The organism is Burkholderia sp. IDO3, assembly GCF_003366075.1.
GTDB lineage: Bacteria > Pseudomonadota > Gammaproteobacteria > Burkholderiales > Burkholderiaceae > Burkholderia > Burkholderia anthina.
The window spans coordinates 661,534-682,747 of the sequence record NZ_CP028962.1; the positions used below are offsets into that span (position 1 = coordinate 661,534).

A 21,214-nucleotide genomic window follows, 5' to 3' on the forward strand; every position below is an offset into this window, starting at 1 on the left:
TAGGATTCTGCTCATCGAGAGGTATTTCGAAAAAATTCTGATGAATGGAATTGATCGTCGTATCGCACGAAAATCGTTCCGTTGAATGAAGGGCGCCGAGGCCATGAATCGCACGAGTCAATCCCGTGCACACCCGGATGCCCGGGAAGTGCCGGCGCGACGACAATGGCGGCTACCGTATTCCGTTCAATGAAATCATCGAGGAGAGCCGGCATGCAGGCACCCCATTCGCGCGGAACGTCGCCGGCCGCGCCCGCGCCGCACCCGGACGAGGACCCGGCCGAGACCGCCGGCGCGCCGGGCACCGGCATGCTGCAGCGGGCGTTCGCGATCCTGCGCGCGCTGGCCGGCATGCAGCAGGACGGCGTGCGGGTCACGCATCTCGCGAAGGCCGTCGGCCTCACGCAGGGCACCGCGCACCGGATCCTGCAGTCGCTGATCGCGGAAGGAATGGTCGAACAGGACGAGCAGTCGAAGCTGTACCGGCTGAGCGTCGACTTCTTCGCGCTGGCCGCGCTGGCGGGCAATCCGAGCAGCATGCGCACGTTGTGCCGGCCCGCGCTGCTGCGGCTGTGCGCGAGCCTCGGCGAGACGATCTTCCTGCTCGTCAAAAGCGGCTTCGACGCCGTGTGTCTCGACCTGTGCGAAGGGCCGTTCCCGATCCGGTCGTTTACCGGCGACATCGGCGGGCGCATTGCGCTGGGTGTCGGGCAGGGCAGCCTCGCGATCCTCGCGTTCCTGCCGGAAGCCGAGCGCGAGGAAGTGATCCGCTTCAACGTGCCGCGCATTCGCGGCTACGGCGTGCTCGACGAGGTGTACCTGCGCACCGAGATCGAACGCGTGCGGCAACTCGGCTACGCGGGCCGCAACAGCGGCGTGCTCGACGGAATGGCGGGCGTCGCGGTGCCGATCCTCGATCGCACCGGCTATCCGGTCGGCGCGCTGAGCGTCGGCACGCTGGCGTCGCGCCTCGGCGACGACCGGATGCCGATGGTCGTCGAACTGCTCAGGCGGCAGGCCGATGCGATCGGCCCGCGCACGAATCCGTTCGACGCCGCGCTGCGGCGTCCGATGCACGGTCTATCCGGGAAAACCGCATAGCCGTCGCGTGCGTCGCCGCGTATCGCCATTTCGTCAGCTTGCTTACGCCGACCCTTCACGTCTGAGCAAAACGCGCCGCGCCCAGCGGACCTGCCGCCTTTCGTTTTTCTTGCGGAGCGCACCCGCTCTGCTCGTCTCCCGGTCTTCCATCTCCCATTCGATTTTCAACTGCCTGCCAGTAAAACATTTCATTTCTTGATGCAGTTGTGGCTGGATACCATCCAGCGACTGTCTATACAAGCTGACCGGCGCGTATGAACAGGATCCACAAAACACAACACAACATCGACAAGCAGGTTTGGAGAGGAGATGACGGAGATGGTGCGAATGATGGGCAGGAACACGGGCGTCGCGTGCATGAGCGCGGCCATCGCGATGCTGTTTGCAGGCGCCGCGCATGCGCAGTCGTCGGTGACGCTGTACGGGATCGTCGACGCGGGCGTGACCTACACGAACAACGCGCAAGGCCACGCGCTGTGGCAGTTCACGGGCGGCAACGAATCGGGCCCGCGCTGGGGCCTGCTCGGTACCGAGGATCTCGGCGGCGGCCTGCAGGCGAACTTCCGGCTCGAGAACGGCTTCAACGTCGCGAACGGCGCGCTCGGCCAGGGCGGCCGGATGTTCGGCCGTTCCGCCTGGGTCGGCCTGAGCGGCACGAACTGGGGCGCGGTGACGCTCGGCCGCCAGTACAACTCGACGCAGGACATCCTCGGCTCGCTGCAGATGAGCAGCTTCCTCGCGCAGTACTCGACGCACCCGTTCGACAACGACGACATCAACAACACGTTCCGCACCAACAACGCGGTCAAGTACGTGTCGCCGACGATCGCCGGCCTGCAGGCGAACCTGATGTATGGGTTCTCGAACTCGACGGGCTTCGCGAACGACAACAGCTGGAGCGCGGGGCTCACGTATGCGAATGGGCCGCTAAACGCGGGCGTCGCGTATGCGCGCATGAACCATCCGGCGAGCAGCGCGACGGGCGCGGTTGCATCCGACAACTACTTCCCCGCCTCGGCATCGGTGTTCGGCGCGGGCCTGTCGAGCGCGGTGCGCCAGCAGATCTGGGGCGCGGGCGGCAGCTACGCGATCGGGCCGGCGACGCTCGGGCTGCTGTATACGGGCTCGAACTTCGGCCAGGCGACGGGCGGCGCGCTGCGCTTCAACAACTACGAAGGCAGCCTGCGCTACATGATCACGCCCGCGCTGATGGCCGCGGCCGGCTACACGTACACGCAGGTCGCGCGCGGCGACGACAGCGGCCACTATCAGCAGGTGTCGGCCGGCGTGCAGTACCTGCTGTCCAAGCGTACCGACGTGTACGTGAACGGCTTCTACCAGAAGGCGTCGTCGGGTGTCGGCAGCGCGTGGATCGACGGCACCGACAGCCCGTCGTCGACGACGTCGCAAGTGGCGGTGGTGGTCGGCATCCGTCAGAAGTTCTGATGTTCCGACGCGTTCGCGCGTCTTCCGGAGGAGACACACATGAAACTCAAACTGTTGCTGGCGGCGTTGCCGTTCGCCGGGATGTATGCGGGCGGCTCGATTGCCGAGGTGCGGCCGCTGCTGTTCGGGCTGCCGTTCCTGCTCGTCTGGAACCTGGTCTGGATGGCGGCGACCGCCGCGATCCTCGCGATCCTGTTCCACCTCGACGAGCGCGACACGGCGCGTGACGGCCGCACGGGAGACGCGCAATGAACGCATCGATCGTCATCATCGCGGCGTTCGCCGTGTTCGCGCTCGCGATCGGCGTGATGGCGCGGCGCGGCCGCAAGCTCACGCTCGAACAATGGGCGGTCGGCGGACGCGGCTTCGGCTCGCTGCTCACGTTCCTGCTGATGGCCGGCGAGGCGTTCTCGACGTTCTCGTTCCTCGGCGCGAGCGGCTGGACCTACAGCAAGGGCGTGCCCGCGTTCTACATCCTGTCGTACGGCTGCCTCGCGTTCGTGATCGGCTACTGGATGCTGCCGGCGATCTGGCGCTACGCGAAGGCGCGCGGGCTCGTGTCGTTCGCCGATTACTTCGCGGCGAAGTACGACAGCCGCGCGATCGGCGTGCTGGTGTCGATCGTCGCGGTGTTCGCGATGGTGTCGCTGCTGATGATCCAGCTGCGCGGCCTCGGCGTGATCGTGTCGGAGATGTCGTACGGGCTGATTCCGCAAGCGGCCGCGATCTGGATCGCGGCGACGCTGATGGCGGTCTACATGGTCGTGTCGGGCATCCACGGCTCGGCGAGCATCGCGATCTTCAAGGACGTGCTGATCCTCGCGATCGCGATCTTCCTCGGCCTGTACCTGCCGATGCATTACTACGGCGGCCTCGGCGAGATGTTCGCGAAGATCGACGCCGCGCATCCGGAGTTGCTGCGCATGCCCGAGCACGGCTTCAACCTGAGCTGGTACAACTCGACGATCCTGCTCACGTCGCTCGGCTACTACCTGTATCCGCACGGCTTCACCGCGATCTACGTCGCGAAGGACGAACGCGCGCTGCGCCGCAACGTGATCCTGATGCCGCTGTACCAGGTGCTGATCGCGTTCCTGTTCCTCGTCGGCTTCGCGGCCGTGATGACGGTGCACGGGCTTGAAGGCGCGCAGACCGACCTCGCGCTGCTGCGTCTCGTGAAACAGACGTTCCCCGCCTGGTTCGTCGGCATCGTCGGCGGCACGGGCCTCTTGACCGCGCTGGTGCCGGGCTCGCTGATCATGCTGAACGCATCGACGACGATCGCACGCAACATCTACCGCGAAGGCTTCGCGCCGAATGCGACCGACCGCGAGGTGACGCGCGTCGCGCGGATCGCACTGCCGATCTTCACGCTGGTGGTCGTGTATTTCGTGCTGCGCGGCGGAGCGACTTTCGTCACGCTCGCGATCTTCTCGTCGAGCCTGCTGACGCAGCTCGTGCCGATGCTCGCGTCGAGCTTCCTGAAGCGGCCGTTCGGCACGCGCGAAGGTGCGTTCGCGGGGATCGTCGCCGGCGCGATCGTGATCGCGATGACCAACTACTATGGCGTGACGCTCGCGTCGCTGTTCCCGGGCGCATCGAGCACGGTCACGTCGATCAACCCCGGGCTCGTCGCGCTCGCCGTGAACGCGGCGGTATTCATCGCCATCAGCGCGGCGCAGCGCAAGCTGAAGGCGCGGATCGCCGCGCCGGCCCGCTCCGCGTGACAACCCGTGCGGCGTGCAGTCGCCAGGCCGCCGGGCTGCCGCCCGGCGGTTTTTCCATTCGACGGCGCCCGCATCATTTCGAATCAGAACAGGACATCCAGCGATGACTACCGAGGACAAGCGCGAAGCAATCGACACCCTGATCGCACACGGCTGCGTGATCACGATGGATCCGCAGCGGCGCGTGATCGAGAACGGCGCGGTGGCCGTCAACGGCGATCGCATCGTCGCCGTCGGCGACACGACCGAGTTGCAGGCGCGCTACCGTGCCGCGCGCACGCTCGACGCACGCCGCAAGGCCGTGCTGCCGGGCCTGATCGATGCGCATGCACACGCGGGCCACGCGATGCTGCGCACGATCGGCGGCGCGGACGGCGATGCCTGGTCGGCCGCGGCCGAGACGATCTATACGCGCGCATCGGACGAAGCGTTCTGGGAAACCGAATCGCATCTCGCGGCGCTCGAACGGCTGAAGGCCGGCGTGACGACGGGCGTGTCGCTGCTCGGCGGCGGCAATTCGATCATGCGCGTCGACGATCCCGTCTACGCGCGGCGCCATTGCGATGCGGTGGTGCGCACCGGCACGCGCTCGATCGTCGCGGTCGGCCCGTCGCGGCCGCCCGCACCGCGCGCGTACACGCGCCACACGCCGGACGGCAGCGACACGCGCGACATCGATTTCGACACGATGGTCGGCGTATGCGAAGACATCGTCGACGCGTGCCACGGCGATGCGGACGGCCGGATCCGGATCGCGCTGACGCTGCCCGTGTATGCGCCCGAGCACGACCCGGAGCTTGCGCAATACGAACGCGATTTCCGCGACCAGGCGGCCCGCTACGGCGCGCTGGCGCGCGAGCGCGGCCTGACCTTCACGCAGGACGGCCACCGCGCCGGCACGCTCGCGTTCGCGCATCGCGAGCTGGGGCTGCTCGGCCCGACGTCGTTCATGTCGCACAGCATCGACCTGACCGACGACGACATCGCCGCGTGCGTCGAAACCGGCACCGCGATCATCCACAACCCGAGCGCGATCATGTCGATCATCGGCCGCTGCCCGGTGCCCGAGCTGATCGATGCGGGCGTGACGGTGGCGATCGCGTCGGACGGCGCGGCGCCCGATCGCGGCTACGACATGTTCCGTCACATGTGGCAGTGCATGCATTACCATCGCCGTCACTTCCGCGATCCGGACGTGCTGCCGCACGGCAAGGTGCTGGAGATGGTGACGATCGACGCGGCGAAGGCGCTGTCGCTCGATCGCGAGATCGGCTCGCTCGAAGCCGGCAAGCTCGCGGACGTCATCCTCGTCGACCTGTTCCGCCCGCACATGATGCCGATGAACATGCCCGTGTATCGCGTGACGTGCTTCGCGAACGCCGCCGACGTGTGCATGACGATGGTCGGCGGCCGGGTGCTGATGGAGGATCGACGCGTGTTGTCGGTCGACGAAGGGGAGATCCTCGAGCGCGTGAACGAAGTGGCCGATCTGATGATCGAGCGCAGCGGGTTGCGCCATCTGCTCGACGAGCCGAAGACGCTGTGGGGGCGCAGTCACTACTGAGCGACCGGCCGCGCGGTGAGGTATCGGCAGGCTCGGGCCCGATGCGGCCCGCGCTTGTCGCATCACGCCGCTATCGCATCGCGCAGACGAAATTGCGCGACGGCATCGCTGAGCCGCGAGCCCTGTTCCTCGAGCGACAGCGCAGCGGCGGCCGCCTCTTCGACCGGCGTTGCGCGAGCCCGCGCACCTCGGTCGCGACGACCGCGAAGCCGCGCCCCTGTTCGCCGGCGTTGAATTATCCGGACCGGTTATCCAAAATTTCGTCGCAGGTCAGATTCAGTATGCGAACACGGCTGGCGTCGCGATGTTACGTGTCATGTCGCGGTTGAGCCCCGGATCAGCGTGGAGCAAGCTTATCCGGCATGCGACGCAATTTCCGTCGGATGTTTGACGTGCCATACGCCTCCGCGACGCATGACGATCAACGCGAGTGCGGCGGCGATGGCGAAGCTTGCAGCCAGGTGCGCGAGCGCCATGCCCACGGCGCCCGAATTTCCGATTAGATAGCGGGCGGCTGGTATGTAAAGCAGCGTGAGCGCGGCAATCGTTGCCAACACGACGCCGCCGGCGCGTAGTGCGACCGCAGCGACCCAGAGCACGTCCGTGGCTGCACGTAGGATGAACGAAACGAGCAGCAGCGCGAGCAATGTCACGTTTTTCTCCGCGATCGGTTCGTTGGTGAGTGCGAACAGCGCAGGGTGCGCGACAAAGATGATGGCCGACGCGAGCAGCGTAATGGCGATGTTTGCCGTTACCGCATGCGTCGTGCGACGGAGGAATGTATCGGGCGCGTCAGCCAGCGTGCGGATGAGACGCGGAGCGGCCGTGACCACCACTACGGCAAACGTGATCGCCTGCGCCGCACTTGCGATGGACCATGCAAACACGTATTGACCGAGCACGTCGGCGCTCAAACTGCGGCTGGCGATGAAGCGCTCTGCATATTGCAGCGACGAAAGGATCACACCGGCCAGATAGAACGGCAGGCCGTGCAGCCAGATGGCCGATATACGTGATGGATGCGCTGCGGATTCGGGCAGTCCGACGCTGCTCGCGCGTTGTTCGAAGATGTTGATCCGATGCCACGCAACAGCGACGACGATCAGATTGGTCGCGATCCACAGTACGAATACGGCCTCGATCGAATGCATTGCTCCCGTGAGCAGGGCGGCGCTCGCGAGGCCGGACCAGGTGCCGGCGCGCACGAACAGTAGAATCGAACCGGCGCGGGGCCGATGCAGCGAGAATAGCCAGCCATTGACTTCGAGTGCGGCATGCTCGGACAGCGTGACGAGCAGCACACACCATGCCAACGGAATGGACAGCGCGAATCGGTCGAATAATGCGACGACTGCATTGTTCCTCGTCGCGATGGCAAATGCCGCGGCGAGCAGCAGGTACAGCATGGCATAGCCGACACTCACGGTGCGGGCGTGGGCGATTGCCGGCAGCGGGTTGGCCTCGCTCAGCCTGCGGTTGAGTTCGGGGCCGAAGCCGAGTCCGAGCGCTTTTGACGCGATCACGGACGTGGCGATTGCGAGCCCGTAGGCAGCGACCGAGTCGAAGCCGAGCGTGCGGGCGATGACGATCGTGAGTACGAGTTTCAGGCCGAGCGCCGAGAGACGGAGGAGGAAGCGCGTCAGCATCGGGCCGTCCGGTTGGCGTGGTGGGTAAGGCGTAGCACGTCGATCATGGTCGTCACGACGCGCGTCTCCCTGTTCGGCAGCGCAAGCCACGCTTCGGGGATCGAATGGGCGCGAACATGTTGTACGAACGTTTCAAGCGTGCGAAAGCACTGCACGCAGATGCGGCCGCTCCGCGATACGCCACCGGGCTCGGGCGTGGCCGCGGCGCGCAAGCCGGCCGATGGCATTCGGGCGATCCGCTTCAGTATCGCGTCGCGATGCATACCCTTACCGACGCTCGCTAACCGCTGTTCGCTTTCTACGCTACCGATGCACGCGAGCGTCGTGCGCGCCGTGAGCCGGGAGGCGACGAGCGTGACACAGCTCGCGAAAGCCCACAGCAGATACCCGTGCACTGAAACGTTCGGTGCGGGAAGCAGTACGTTCATCGTGAGTGCCGCGCCGGCTTGAGCCAGCAGCCATGCGAGCGCGGTGACACGGGCGACGCGGCGTTTCGAGCGGCCGGGCGATGCGTCGTAGAGACGGAATGCGGGGAACGGAACCAGGGCAAACGCTGCCGCATAGGCGACGGTTGCCAGTTCGGACGCGCGATCGGCTTCCGCGTCGGGCAGCGCCAGCGCCGCGATCAGCACGCCGATCGAGATCAGCACGACGTCGGCCGCGCGCGCGCGCGATCCGCCCGCAATCTGCGACGCAGATTCGCGTCGGACTTTGAATGATGTATCCATATACGTTGTCGCTACTGTTCATTTAGGCTCGCGTAGCCCGGCAAGCGGATGAGCGACGTTACGGTCGCTCGTGTTGCTCCGCCATGCGATCCATCTCAAGTGATGTCGGCTGGACGTGCATCCCACTTTCACACTGCCATTCCAGTGGTTGCGCGCTAGTCCTTGAACAGAAGCGAATCGGTACAATTCATGCGTCGATTGGCGGCGCTACTTCACTTTCTCTCTTTCATTCAGGTGGGTTGGCGCGGGTTATGCGTCCAGTTGTTCGACCATTTGTATTGCTAATAGTCGGTAGTCTGGCCGGGCACATCGCCTACCGGCTGCGCAACCTGGCACGCCGCACTTGCGTGTGCGTTACCTGAATCGCTACGACCGCTCGACGCTATGGCGTGACTTGCAGCCGCCTTGCGCCGCCGTTCAGCAGATGTGTTTACCGGAGAATCGTCAGACGTTGGGTTTACTGATATTCGATAGAAAAGGTGGCGACGCTGTTTGCAATGCCGGCCTTTACGGTGTCGCCTGTCTGAACATATTCGGCGCTCATCGGCAACGTGCCGGATTCCAGGCTCATCGTCGTGATGTCGAGTTGCTGACCAAGCGGTACTGGTTCGTCATTCGCACCATATCGCATCCGTATGCCAATTCCAGAGGCCGTATTCGCACCGCTATCCGTAAGGTCGATCACGCCTGTCATACCGTTGTGCGCATATTGACTATCGAACTGGATCTTCAGCTGGGAGACTGCCGAGTTACAGGTCATGTTTATATCGAACGGCTGCCTCTTTCCGGATGGTGACGAACCAATTCCGTTGAAATCGGAGACGTTGCTTTTCGCCATCGACACACGAATGTTACTGTTGTTGATGTTACAAGTTGGCTCCTGTGCGGTAACGCCGAACGACAGTGAGAGTGCTTCGAATATAATCGGTGAAGTTACACCACCCGATCCATATTTTTGCACCGGGGCCGTTCCCCCTTTTATGTCGCCGGTTTTTATAAACTTCAAGGTGAGCGGTTGTCCTTGCGATGCGGGCGGATATACCATATGACCCGGAGTATGGGGGTTCGATATGGGTGTGATAGGTGCGAGCACCGCCGGTACCTGGGCACTTATCTTAGCCGGATAGGAAAGTTGATACCCGATGCCTTCAATATTTGGAAGCTTGTAGGTTTGGGTAACAGGATCGTATTCGGTGGTGCCGGCAAACTCCTCAACCGAACCTGCATCGCACTGGACGGCGGTATACTGGCTCAAACCGGCTGAACCGCTCCACTCTGGCATGGGGAATGTCCGCGTATCACCGATCTGATCACCAACTTTCAGGTTGGGGGCGATTAGGAGGTTAATGGTGCCAGCTGAAAAAGTATATTGTCCGACAGGGTAATTGGGGTTAATTGTGCAGTCGGCATGCGCAATTTTGCTTGCAACCATGAACGCGACTGCAACCCCAGCCATTTTGCTGTAGCGGATAATTCCGAAGCTGCCATGAATAAGATAAGGCATTTTACGTCTATCGGCCTTGCAGACTTTGTGTGTCATTGCGGCTCCCGGTTGTTGCAGACTACATCCATCATTTGCTCTTCATTGTCTTTTTGCAGAAGCGCGGGTTCGACAGTGAACGAGCAGCGTTTTTCCGCGGAATTGCCCCATGTAGCGGAATATTCGACGGGGCCGTCCTTCATGCCGGATAGAAATACGCGTCCCATCGGTCCCACGGCGCCTTTTTCCTGACCGTCCTGATCCTGGACCATTGCGCCGAAAGGCACGTCTTCGCCATCGGGCGAACGCAGGCGCGCGAACATGCGCATGCCGACGTCGGCGCGCAGAACCGAGTAAGTCACGGCTCCTCGTGTCGGTGCGACGGACACGGCCGATTCGACCAGGTCGACGTTGTCCTTTGCCGTTTGCGTCGCGTCGACCGAGATACGATTCCGTCGATACGGCACAAGGCTGGGCACCACGGCGCGGCCATTCGAGTCGGTCGTCACGCCCGGATACCCGTCGACCATCACTCCCGCGGCTTCGGGCACTTCGATGATGCCTACGGTCTCGCCCAGCGGTTGCGAGAACAATGGCCCTTGACGGTCCACGATCATGCCGCCGCCAACGGAAATCTGCGACTGACGAGAGTTGGAGCCTTCGTTGTGGCTGACGCCGATATTGCCCTTCGATCCCTGGTAATAGAGCGAACCGTAGGCGTTGTGCGGGCCGCGGGTCGACTTGGCAAGTTGCGCGGTATACGAAAGGTTTTTGCCGGCGAGCAGCGAGCCAAACAGGCTTGCCTGATGGTTCATGTTGCCGTTGCCGTCGCCCCGAAGCTGATATGCCGCGGAAGTTGCACTCTGCCCGAGCGGCATCGATACATTCAGTAATACCTGACGTTCCTTGCGCGGGCTTTGGCCGTTCGAGATTTCGTTGTAGTTGATGCTGGTCGTTGCTTTGCGGATCGATGTCGCATAGCTGACCTGCAAGAGCGTGTCCGTGCCGCGGGAATCGCGGTACGCCTGGCGCGTGGCCGTTGCGTAAAGCGACCCATAAGCTCCGAACTGCTGGGCAATGCTGGCGCTCAATTCCGTACGCAAGTTGCCTTGATATTTCCAGCCTCGGCTGTTTTCGTGCGCGGCCTGTGCAAATGAACGATAGCCTTCCGTCATGTAGCGCGTGCTTACCATGCGGAAGTGCGTACCATACCCAGGCAGCGATTTCGCGTAAGTCAGCCGCAACGCGCTGCCCGATACGCGGGGAGCGTTCGGCGAGTAAACGTGGGTGCGCGTGATGTCGATCGCCAGGGCGCCGAAATTCTTCAGGTTCAAGCCGGTTCCGGCCGCGACGGCACCGTAGATGCCGGACAGGATGGCGCTGCCGTAGAGGGTGACATCCGAGGTCAGCCCGTATGCGACCATGCCCTGGCCCACGTACGGGCCATTGCTCAAGGACGAATCCCGATAGCGCCCGACGGCCACGCTGTAGTTCACCAATCCGTCTCGCACCAGCGTCGGAAGCGCGGCATAAGGCTGCGTATAGCGCGTCGTGGCGCCGTCTGCTTCGATGATGGTGATTTCGAGATCTCCGGCCCCCGGGGTGGCATACAGGTCGTCGATCACGAACGGGCCAGGTGGAACGTACACCTTGTTGATCACATAGCCGTTCTGACGAATCGTTACTTCCGCGGAAGTGCGCGCGATGCCGCGAACGGATGGGGCGTAGCCGCGCATGCTGTCGGGGCGCATGGTTTCGTCGGTTTGCAACTGGACGCCGCGTAATCCGAAGCTGTCGACGCCGATGCCCGTCGTATACGTGTCGCCGATCGTCAGGCGAGAGTGGAGGCCGAGCAATGCACGCTCGGCATACGCGGTCCGCGATTCGAATCTCGAGCCATGATGATCGCGATTGAACGTCGACAGATTGCGGAAGCGCCACGGGCCGACATTGAAGCCGGCGCTGATGTTTGCATACAGGCTGCTCTGCTGGTTCAGGTGATCGTGGTTGCCGTTGAGCTGATAATTGAACATCAATGCGGTCGTGCCGTTGTCGAGCTGGTCGACCGGCACAGTGCCTCGCGCGCGACGCAACATGGCCGCCTGGGGCACGGAAATTTCGAGCGTTTGCGTGGCGACGTTGAACTGTGCGCTCGCTTGCGGGATCGCCTCGGCGATGTCGATGCAAGCGTCTTCGGCAGCCTTGGAAATGGATTCGAATGCAGCCGTGTTGATGTTCCATCGCGCGAGCTGGGCGCGCGTGAGGCAAGGCGTCGCATCGACATCTTCGCTGGATGCGACCATGTCGATGTCTTCTTTTTCGAAGCGTTCACCATTGACCGCGATCGTCGCCTGGTATCGACCTGGCAGCACTCGGTTACCGAATGCAAAGACGGAGAGATCGACCTGTTGCGGGCCACCGCCGAGGTGGAGGAATTCGTTGTTGAATACGGCCTTGTCGCCGTCGGCCGTTGCCGTGAGTGGCGTAATACCGCTTCCCGTGAGCAACGCCATCGACAGCAAAAGACGCACACGCGAAAGAGGCCTGACTACCGTACCGCGAGAATCTGAGACTTTATACCGCATGATACTTAGTGTGAAGCACTGCTTTCGCGTTGCTTGTCCGATTTAAAATTAACCCGAATCGTCGGGATATCTTCCGTCGCGCCAAAATCGTTCACGATGGAGTAGGTGAGTCGAATATTGTCTTCGCAGCGCGGCAGGCTCCAGTCATGCGTGGAGAACGGTGCGACTGCGCCGATATTCAATTTGTTCTGACTGTTATTGCCGTACTCAACGGTAAGGCCCGAGAACGTCGAGTAATATGCGGAGGTATTTTTAACCGTCAGATCGCATGCTCCGGTTTTATCGTTCCTGGCTATATTCCATTGCAGCATGGCAGGGCCGCGCTGATCCGGATTCAGGCCGGGCGGGCGATAGAAAAGCTTGATTCGAGTGCGAATGGCGATTTGGAGAACGTTGTCGCGGTTGTCCGCCTTTGGGATTTCCTTGACGTTGAGCCAATACATCGACTCGCGGTCTTTCGGTAGCGTATCGCGGACCTTCAATACCCTGAGCAATCCTTCGCGCTTTCCGTCTATTCTCGAAAGAGCAGGAGTAACGAAGAACGGGGTATCGGTGCTTCCATCTTGCGCCTCAACCCATGCCTGGACTACATACGGAACATCGGACGCATTTTGGGCATTGGTCGAAGCTTCGCGTTTGGTGCCGTCGAAGACGAGTCGGGTGCCTGACAAAACGATCCCGGCATCGGCATGCTGGCTCAATAGCATGCCTCCGAACAGTGCAAGAGCAAGAAATGAGGTGGCTCGAGGAAACATTTGATTCAATCGATCGGGTGACGCGCCGGGCTTGCGCCCGGCGGTGATGCAAAGCTGGATTAGCTAAGATCAGTTATAGGAAACCGTGAACTGCGCATTTGCATTCGCGCTGCCGGCCACGACGGGATTGCTCGCCGAGGCCGTCGACTTGTAGTACGCCTGGAATGCCAGTGCGTTGATGCCGTCTTGAATGGGAATGGCGCCCGATGCGGTCTTCAGCGTCAGTTCTTGCTTGTTGTACACGTCGTAGATGGCGACGGCGACGTTTTGCGCCGTGGGGCCCGACCCGCCGGCACCCAGCTTCAGAAGATCCGGATTGTTGTCGTCCGGCGTGCCGTCGAACGTGACGCTGGCCGACTTGACGGTATCCAGGCTGCAGCCCGTGAGATTGATCTGGAAGTTCTTCGGCGTGGACGTGGAGCCCGCGGTCCCCAGCACATTGGTCGAAATCGAACCCAGTTGAACGGTTTGATTTGCATTGTCGCCGTCGACCGAGCACGGTGCGGTGGTGATCTCACCGACAAAGTCGATTTGCCCGCTATTGGTGCCGGTGCTTTGCGCCATAGCCGTGCCCGAAGCAGCGGCCAGTGCGAAAGTAGCGAGTGCGATGGTGCTCTTGATTTTCATGTTGCTATTACCTTTAGATCTACTGATGAAAAAACGCCGAAAAATCGGCATGGTTGTTAACCATCCCATGGTGACGGAATGGCAGTTGGGTCGCATTCGAACCGATTGCGACTGTTAGCGTTTACTACGCTAGATTTCTCTCGCGACGAGCGCGACGGATCGATCGTCAAGTCGCCTGGGGCGATCCTGACGATGGAAGACCGGAGGGTGTCGAATGAAAACTTAATCGAACGACAAATCAGTGCTGCAGTGCTTCACTGGCGCGCCGGCGTGCAAGCAGATTCGATAGCGCGCCGATTGCCCAGCAGGCCGGAACGAAGATGGCGCGGCGCACGAGCCGGCCCCGCCAGTGAGGCGTATCGCGCAGTGCCATGTGAAATGCGCTGTCTTCGATGAACCACTTGGTCGGCGTTGCGATCAACGTCATGAACCACCGGTGGCGCTGCATCAGGGACGCGCATGCGGGCCCCCATATGCGATAGCCGCGCAATACGGTTTCGGACAGCGAATATCGGCAATATGCAACATCGGCGATATATCGGGAACGATCCACCACGCCGCTACGAAATAGCTCGGTGCAGACTCTCTTGCTGCCCTGGTCGTTTACCCATACATGCAGCTCATTCTCGTTCAGGCGGTATCTGATTGCCGCCGGTTGCTGCGGCGCATGATCGCGCGAGTGACATGAGGCGAATGTGAGCGCTTGACTCGACATCAGTCTTTCTCCAGATAATTACAAATATTTCGTGCAAGTCATTTCAGCAGCGTTTGACAACAAGCACGGTATTGTTGCCACCCATTCCGAATGAGTTGCTGATTGCGTATTCAAGACCGTCGACCTGACGGCCGACATGCGGCACATAATCGATACCTCCGCAAGCTGGATCGGCCGCGTCGTAATGCAGCGTCGGCGGAACCTTTTGTTCCTTCACCGCCATCGCGCAGATCGCCAGTTCCAGCGCGCCGGCGGCGCCAATCAAATGCCCGTGAGAAGACTTCGTGCTACTGACCAACATATTCTCGAGCGAGCGGCCGAAGACGCTCCGCAGTGCTTCGCTTTCGGAGATGTCGCCGTTGCGTGTTCCAGTGCCGTGCGCATTGACATAGCCCACTTGGCTTGCGTCGATGCCCGCGTCGTCGAGTGCGCGCTTGATCGCCAGCGCTTGGCCCCCGGGCGTCGGCAGCGTCAGATGGCTGTGATCGTTGCTGGTGCCGTATCCGACCAGTTCGGCGAGCGGTGTTGCTCCACGGGCCGTTGCGCGGTCGCGGGATTCGAGGACGAGCATGCACGCGCCTTCGGCTAACGCGAAGCCGGAACGACTTCCGCTGAACGGCCGGCAGCCCGTGGCCGGCGCGCCGGCCGGCTCCGCGCACAGAACGCGCAACTGGCTCCATGCCCGGAGCAGCGGCGGCGTCAGCATGGCTTCGGTGCCACCGCAGATGGCCATGTCCGAATAGCCGTCGCGAATCCGCCGAAACGCTTCGCCAATGGCAACCGCGCCGGCCGAGCACGCGGTTGTGTACGTGAGCGCCTCTGCGGAAGTTCGGATCGACATTGCCAGATGGGCGGCCGGGGCATGAGGCATCGCGGCCGGAATGGTCAAGAGGATGCTGCGCCGGCCAACGCCGTGGTGTTCGGCGATTCCCTCGGACAAGGAGGTCACGCCGCCAATGCCCGTTCCGATATAGACGCCGCAATTGCGCCACGCATCTTCATCCGCGAGCCCGCTGTTCGCCGAGGCCTGTCGGGCGGCGTACAGCGCCAGCAACGACACGCGATCGAGATTGCGCGACTCCGCGACGGAAAAGTGGGCGGCCATATCGAGATCGACGTAACCGACATGACGCTCGATCGCCGGGTCGGGATGGCGGCGAATTCCGTTCTCGCCGGAAACCAGCGCATCGAAGAACGATTCCGGTGCGTTGCCCAGCGGCGCGGTCAGGCCAACACCTGTAATAACGACATCTCGTGTCATGATGCACCATGCTGGGAGTGGTTTTCGATACGGCTTCCGGTATCGTCCGACGCGCGGATCTGATCGGCGGAGGGCGTGCCGGACTCGCCTTCTTTCTTGAGTTTCTCTGCCTGACGTGCCTGGATAAGTGCCTGGCCTAGCGCACTGACATTTGACGGGAATGCCCGATATGCGGCGGCCGCATCCGCCAACGACGACGCATTGCCTGAATCCAGGTGTTGATCGAATTGAAAACCTTCTTTCTCTTCGATGAGAAGAATGATTTCCAGCATGGCTAGAGAATCGAAATTGGGGATGACATCGGCGAAAGGCTCGTCGCGCTCGAGGCGATCGATGTCCGCCTGCAATCCGTTTCCTATTAATACGGAAAGCTCGGACTGGAGATTTTCATCGGAATTGCTGGTATTCATAAGCTCGCTTGATTACGGTTTCGGGAAGGCTGCTTCCAACTCAGGACGCACGGTGCTGATGCGGCAAATGCTCTCGCGGGCGATCGAAGAAATAATCCGGTTCGCCCGGGCGACGCCGATCAAACGATGAACGCGTCCGAGGTAAGAAAAAATGCGGAAACGAATATCAACTGCATTTGCCTGAATGAAGGCCGATCCCGCAGTAATCGCAGCGCGCTTAAAATATCCATTGTCGACATTTCCCGATAAAACATTCATTACCGATGTCGACGGTTGTCATAGTACCCACCACAATCAACTCTCGACATCGGCCCGTGGCCAAAATAAAAATAGGCCGCAGCCTATTCGCGTGAATCTGTACTGACTGACGCGAAGCACATTGGCTGTTGCCGGATATTTAAATTCGGTTGCAGCTATCATATTTGCGGGTTGTCCGAGCCACAAAGATTCTCAGCGAAATCTAAAATCTAGTGCGTTTCGATCAATGAAACGCTCCTGCCCGACCGGCGGGCATTCGGGAGGCATGTAAATCACGCATGCTCGATGCGAGAGAAATCGACGGGGCAGGTGCGGCTGCGAGGGAGGGGAGTCGTTCCGGCCTGATCGGGATGCCGATTATTGGGGCGGGAAGGCGGTGATCAGGCGTACGGCTCGCTGCATTTCGTCGTCAGGTTTTTCGCGGGTGTTTCGACAGGACCGCCGCGATACTTCCATCGCATCGGCGGCCATCCGTTTGCATCGCGAATGGCCACGTGCATGGCGGCCGTTCGATTGCGATGGCAACAGCGGCAGTGTGCGGGATGCATCGGACTGGTTTTTATCCTGCCGATACGGGCCGGGAGCCGTATCTTTTCGAATGCGTCAGGATTTGTCGCGGTAGACGAGCTTCGGGATGTGCCAGTCGAAATAGATGGCCGACATGCGGAGGATGAAACCGACACCCAGGCAAATCATGACGGCTACCCGCTCCGATACCTGAAGATTCAGCAGCACGAGGTACCCGGCTCCGATCAAGAGTGAAATGCTGGCATACATTTCGCGTTTGAAGATGATCGGCACGTCACCGCATAGCAGATCCCGCATGATCCCGCCCAGGCATCCCGTGATGATGCCGCTGAGTATCACGACTGTGGACGTCTGGCCGGTCTGCATCGCAATGTTGCAGCCGATCAGTGTGAAAGCGACGAGGCCGAGGGCGTCGACGGTCAGGAAGATGGTGCGGAAGTAATGCAGTACGCTGCCGAGCGTCGCACCGATCAGCGCGGCGGCTGCCGTGAACCAGATGTACTCGGGATGTTGCACCCATCCGAGCGGGTAGTGACCGAGCAGCATGTCGCGCACCGAGCCTCCCCCTAGCGCGGTTACGCACCCGACAAAGCATGCGCCGAACAGATCCATGTCGCGGCGGCCCGCGGCCATTGTGCCGCTGACGGCCTCGGCGATGATGGCAACCAGGTAAACGGTATGCAGCATAAAAACCTCGCGGCTCAAGATTTCGTTTGCGGTAGCGATTATCGCCCGGAAGCCGCGCTGGCCGGCCCGTATGGCGTGGTGTTGCCCGTCGCGCCGAAGTCACTCGATCGTGCCGCGGCGGCCACGGACGCATTATGTGCTGTCGCGGCTGCCGCGGTCGTGTCCGGCGTTCGTCAAGGGTTCGACGACAGGCTCATGCGGCGCATGATGCCGTCACGCTGCACGAAATGGTGCCACAACGCCGCACCGATGTGCAGTACCAGCACGGTATACAGCAGATAGCCGAGTGCCATGTGAGCGGTGACGGTCCAATGGACCAGCCGTGCGTGCTCGGGGACGAGCGCCGGGAATTCGAAGCCGAGCACCGGCATCGGAATGCGCATTCCTTTCGCGTTTACGATCGCCCAGCCGATCAGACATTCTGCGACGAGAAAAACATAAAGACCGATGTGGACCGCGTGCGCGGTCCATCGCACCAGCGGGCTGCCGGCGTGAAGCGGCGGAACGCGCGGCCCCATGAGGCGAGCGATCAGACGCGGGATCACGAGAAACAGGATCGCCATCGCGGAACCGATGTGCGTGACCATGGCCAAGCGCATCGAGATCAGATCGGCGCGTACGCAGAGATGGCGGAGTTCCGCGGACAACACGATAAGCATCATCAGGACGACGCCTATCCAGTGCAATAGCGCGGTGGCGCGGCTATAGCGCGCTGCTTTCGAATGGGCATTCATTTTGAGCTCCCTGGGACAGATAGAACATGGCGGCATTCTCGTCAGGTAGGCCAATGGGCTCAACGTTTTTAATCCAAATCTCAAAGAACATTTCAGATTGCTTTGAGCTTCATTGAATGCATCGAGGCGGGTCGCAAGAATGCACGCAGTTCCGGCGAGACGCGTGGCGCACCGGAACTTGAGCAACGCCGGCTGCGGATCGACGGGCCGGCCTATCCGGCTAGGTGACTGTTGCTTCCGGTTCTACCGGGACCACGAAACAGAACCGATGCTTCAACCACCTTGAAAGGTATACAGGAATACAAAATGAAAGTTTCTCGAATCTCGTTGAAAAAAACCGCGATGCGGGCGCTGCCGGCGTTGACGCTCGCTCATGTCGCCGCCGCCGCGCTGTTTGCGGTGCCGGCTGTCTCGCATGCACATGGCTATGTGGAATCGCCGCCGGATCGTCCGTTGGCGTGCTTCAACGAGGGTGCGGAAAATCCGAAATCGGACGGCTGCAAGGCAGCCAAGAGCATCAGTGGCTCCACCCCGTTTTACGATCGCATGTCCAACGCGATTCTGGGTGTGAAGGGCGATGCGGACCATCGTGCGCAAATTCCGGACGGTCTGATCTGCGCTGGGGGCAAGGAGAGCTGGAAGGGCATCGATGCTGTCGCGAACTGGGCGGCCACACCGGTCAAGCCCGACGCGAGCGGCAATGTCATGCTGCGGTACAAGCAGACCGCCAAGCACTACACCACCTATTTCAAGACGTACATTTCCAAGCCGTCCTACGATTTTTCGCGTCCGCTGAAATGGAGCGACCTTCAGGAGCAGCCGGTTGGTCAAGTGGACAAGCGCGGGCCGGAAGCCTATACGGAATATCCGATCAACCTGAACGGCGTTTCCGGCAAACGCGTGCTGTACACGATCTGGCAGCGCGATCCGAGCGACAACGCGGAAGGATTCTATAGCTGCAGCGATATTGACGTCATTCCGTCCAACGTGAACTGGATGCCGTCCGGGAAGATCGAGTTCGGCGGTGTGCAGAAGGCCGGCGACGAAGCCAAGCTCCGCGTGTTCGACAAGACGCGCGGCAACGATCTCGAGTCCCATAGCATGAAGATCGGTGCGAACAACGTCAATGCCGCGGACTGGATCTACGATCTGGCGAATCAGGTCAATGGGCGTTCGCAATACGTCCGGGTCGGCCAACTGAGCGCCGACGGCAAGACGATCGATCCGGTGCGCAGCGCGGCCGAGAACGAAGTGTTCGGCAACGGCAAGGAATATGCGTACGCGATCGAGGTCAAGAGCAACGGCGGTGGCGAGCAGCCGCCCGCGACGGTGCCGCCGGTGGCCGCGATCAGCGGTCCGGCCACGGTTCAGGGCGGTCAGCAGGTCACGCTGTCGGCAAACCAGTCGAGCGACCCGAACGGTCTGCCGCTGACCTACGCATGGACGATGCCGTCGGACTTCAAGAATGCACGCAACGGTTCGACCCTGACGTTTACTGCACCGAAGGCGGAACAGGACCGAAGCTTCGTGTTCAAGCTCGTCGTCGATAACGGCAAGACGACCGCGACCGCGACGCACACCCTGCTGGTCAAGGGTACCGGCAACCCGGGCAACCCCGAAACCCCGGGCAATCCCGAAAATCCGAGCAACCCGGACACGCCGGAAAACCCCGGCAATGATGGCAACGCGGGCAACTACCCTGCCTATCAGGCCGGCCATGCATACAAGGGCGGCGAGATCGTCACGAATAACGGCAAGCTGTACCAGTGCAAGTCGTTCCCTGCATCGGGCTGGTGCGGTCAGGCACAGGCGGCGTACGAACCGGGCAAGGGTTGGGCCTGGACCGATGCCTGGACTACGAAGTAATGGGTACTCGTGCTGATTGCCGAACGGCATGACGCACGCGATGGCGGGGGAGGTCGATCATTGGCCGGCCCCCTCCGCCCATATCCGCCATGAAGGTTTCAATCAAGGAGGAACATCATGAATCGAAACATCATTCGATCGCGCCTGCGGACCGCACGGGGCTTCACCCTGCTGGAACTGCTGGTTGCGCTGTTGATCATCGCGTTGTTGGCCAGCTATGTCGGGCCGAAAGTCCTGTCCTACTCGGACCGGGCCAAGGTGCAGGCGGCGCAGGCGCAAATGAAGTCGCTGGGCGACGCGCTCGTGAAGTACCGACTCGATACCGGCAGCTATCCGGCTGCGGACCAGGGGCTCGAGGCGCTCGTGAAGCAGCCGTCCGGAACGCCGATGTGGCATGGGCCGTATCTGGCGAAGGATGTCCCGAACGATCCCTGGGGGCGACCGTATCAATATCACGTGCCGGGTCGCGACTCGGACGCGGAAATCGTTTCGCAGGGCCGGGACGGGAAGCTGGGAGGAGAGGGTTATGACGCGGACCTTGTCTACGGCCTGTAAGCGCGGGACCGCCGTGCTCGCGATGCTTGCCGGAATCGCCACGTCCGCCCACGCGGAATGCTGGTTCGACGCCGGGCAGCGACACAACATCGATCCGCTGCTGTTGTATTCGATCGCGAAGGTCGAGTCGTCGCTGAATCCGAGCGCGATCAACCGCAACCGGAACGGCACCTACGATATCGGCCTCATGCAGATCAACAGTACGCATCTGCCTCGTCTGAGCAAGGCGGGGATTACGCGAGAGAAGCTGCTCAACGATTCGTGCACGTCGGTCATGGCCGGCGCGCAGATTCTGTCCGGATTCATTTCCCGGCACGGGTATACGTGGGAAGCCGTCGGCGCATACAACGCCGGAAGCGCACCGCATCGGCGCGAGCTGCGCGAGCGGTATGCGAAAAAAGTGTGGCATCACTATGCAAAACTGAAGCAGGCCGCCCAGGCGCGCCGATCCGGCGCGGCGATGGCCGTTGCCGACAAGGGGCATTGAAGTGGCGATTTTTCAAGTCGATCTTCTGTCTGGCGGCAAGCTCGTCAAGCGGAC

General features: G+C 61.6%; 20 protein-coding genes. 8 read left to right on the plus strand and 12 right to left on the minus strand.

Translation table 11 applies throughout. The annotated features are described in order from the left end of the window. Window positions 1–213 precede the first annotated feature (213 nt). From DCN14_RS03195 to DCN14_RS03215, 5 genes are all read left to right on the plus strand, one after another. On the plus strand, window positions 214–1,101 hold the full coding sequence (locus DCN14_RS03195) for an IclR family transcriptional regulator (protein ID WP_096500161.1): 888 nt from the start codon (window positions 214–216) through the stop codon (window positions 1,099–1,101). Window positions 1,102–1,458: 357 nt separating this feature from the next. Then, window positions 1,459–2,547, plus strand: coding sequence for a porin (locus DCN14_RS03200; protein ID WP_172441872.1), 1,089 nt, complete (start codon window positions 1,459–1,461; stop codon window positions 2,545–2,547). A 39-nt stretch (window positions 2,548–2,586) separates the two neighbouring features. Continuing rightward, window positions 2,587–2,799 (plus strand): DUF3311 domain-containing protein, encoded by a 213-nt coding sequence (locus DCN14_RS03205; RefSeq protein ID WP_096500158.1) that lies wholly within the window; start codon window positions 2,587–2,589, stop codon window positions 2,797–2,799. Beyond that, on the plus strand, window positions 2,796–4,274 hold the full coding sequence (locus DCN14_RS03210) for a sodium:solute symporter (RefSeq protein WP_096500156.1): 1,479 nt from the start codon (window positions 2,796–2,798) through the stop codon (window positions 4,272–4,274). The genes DCN14_RS03205 and DCN14_RS03210 overlap by 4 nt, the downstream gene beginning before the upstream one ends. 103 nt (window positions 4,275–4,377) lie before the next feature. Continuing rightward, complete coding sequence (locus tag DCN14_RS03215; RefSeq protein ID WP_096500154.1) at window positions 4,378–5,838, plus strand: amidohydrolase family protein; 1,461 nt, start codon at window positions 4,378–4,380, stop codon at window positions 5,836–5,838. A 353-nt stretch (window positions 5,839–6,191) separates the two neighbouring features. Here the strand turns inward: DCN14_RS03215 and DCN14_RS03220 are convergent, their stop codons facing one another. The 12 genes from DCN14_RS03220 to DCN14_RS03270 form a co-directional block, all read right to left on the minus strand. Continuing rightward, on the minus strand, window positions 6,192–7,484 hold the full coding sequence (locus DCN14_RS03220; RefSeq protein WP_096500152.1) for an oligosaccharide flippase family protein: 1,293 nt from the start codon (window positions 7,482–7,484) through the stop codon (window positions 6,192–6,194). Then, complete coding sequence (locus tag DCN14_RS03225; protein ID WP_162826157.1) at window positions 7,478–8,134, minus strand: hypothetical protein; 657 nt, start codon at window positions 8,132–8,134, stop codon at window positions 7,478–7,480. The genes DCN14_RS03220 and DCN14_RS03225 overlap by 7 nt, the downstream gene beginning before the upstream one ends. A gap of 535 nt (window positions 8,135–8,669) precedes the next feature. After that, window positions 8,670–9,752, minus strand: coding sequence for a fimbrial protein (locus DCN14_RS03230; RefSeq protein ID WP_096500148.1), 1,083 nt, complete (start codon window positions 9,750–9,752; stop codon window positions 8,670–8,672). Next, a complete protein-coding gene (locus tag DCN14_RS03235) occupies window positions 9,749–12,223 on the minus strand; it encodes a fimbria/pilus outer membrane usher protein (protein WP_162826158.1) in 2,475 nt (824 codons plus the stop codon). Before DCN14_RS03235 ends, DCN14_RS03230 begins: the two co-directional genes overlap by 4 nt. A gap of 59 nt (window positions 12,224–12,282) precedes the next feature. Next, a complete protein-coding gene (locus tag DCN14_RS03240) occupies window positions 12,283–12,978 on the minus strand; it encodes a molecular chaperone (protein ID WP_162826159.1) in 696 nt (231 codons plus the stop codon). A gap of 123 nt (window positions 12,979–13,101) precedes the next feature. Next, complete coding sequence (locus tag DCN14_RS03245) at window positions 13,102–13,659, minus strand: fimbrial protein (protein WP_162826160.1); 558 nt, start codon at window positions 13,657–13,659, stop codon at window positions 13,102–13,104. Between the two features lie 238 nt (window positions 13,660–13,897). After that, complete coding sequence (locus DCN14_RS37815; protein ID WP_143331633.1) at window positions 13,898–14,374, minus strand: hypothetical protein; 477 nt, start codon at window positions 14,372–14,374, stop codon at window positions 13,898–13,900. Between the two features lie 43 nt (window positions 14,375–14,417). Next, window positions 14,418–15,635, minus strand: coding sequence for a beta-ketoacyl-[acyl-carrier-protein] synthase family protein (locus DCN14_RS03255; RefSeq protein ID WP_096500138.1), 1,218 nt, complete (start codon window positions 15,633–15,635; stop codon window positions 14,418–14,420). Further along, entirely contained in the window at window positions 15,632–16,045 is a 414-nt protein-coding gene (locus DCN14_RS03260; protein ID WP_096500136.1) for a hypothetical protein, read from the minus strand. The genes DCN14_RS03255 and DCN14_RS03260 overlap by 4 nt, the downstream gene beginning before the upstream one ends. A 12-nt stretch (window positions 16,046–16,057) precedes the next feature. Beyond that, window positions 16,058–16,303, minus strand: coding sequence for a hypothetical protein (locus tag DCN14_RS37820; RefSeq protein WP_143331632.1), 246 nt, complete (start codon window positions 16,301–16,303; stop codon window positions 16,058–16,060). A gap of 603 nt (window positions 16,304–16,906) precedes the next feature. Beyond that, window positions 16,907–17,518, minus strand: a complete 612-nt coding sequence (locus DCN14_RS03265; protein WP_096500134.1) for a trimeric intracellular cation channel family protein — start codon at window positions 17,516–17,518, stop codon at window positions 16,907–16,909. 173 nt (window positions 17,519–17,691) lie between these two features. Further along, window positions 17,692–18,252, minus strand: coding sequence for a cytochrome b/b6 domain-containing protein (locus DCN14_RS03270; protein ID WP_162826161.1), 561 nt, complete (start codon window positions 18,250–18,252; stop codon window positions 17,692–17,694). Window positions 18,253–18,558: 306 nt separating this feature from the next. Here DCN14_RS03270 and DCN14_RS38965 point away from each other — a divergent pair, with 306 nt between their 5' ends. The 3 genes from DCN14_RS38965 to DCN14_RS03285 all read left to right on the plus strand — a co-directional run bounded on the left by DCN14_RS38965 (window position 18,559) and on the right by DCN14_RS03285 (window position 21,160). Further along, window positions 18,559–20,118: a lytic polysaccharide monooxygenase gene (locus DCN14_RS38965; protein WP_096500130.1), complete on the plus strand. Its 1,560-nt coding sequence runs from the start codon at window positions 18,559–18,561 to the stop codon at window positions 20,116–20,118. A 117-nt stretch (window positions 20,119–20,235) separates the two neighbouring features. Next, window positions 20,236–20,673, plus strand: coding sequence for a type II secretion system major pseudopilin GspG (gene gspG, locus DCN14_RS03280; RefSeq protein WP_096500128.1), 438 nt, complete (start codon window positions 20,236–20,238; stop codon window positions 20,671–20,673). After that, window positions 20,645–21,160 carry a transglycosylase SLT domain-containing protein gene (locus DCN14_RS03285; RefSeq protein WP_096500126.1) on the plus strand — a complete coding sequence of 172 codons (516 nt, stop codon included), beginning with the start codon at window positions 20,645–20,647 and terminating at the stop codon, window positions 21,158–21,160. Before gspG ends, DCN14_RS03285 begins: the two co-directional genes overlap by 29 nt. Window positions 21,161–21,214: the final 54 nt, after the last annotated feature.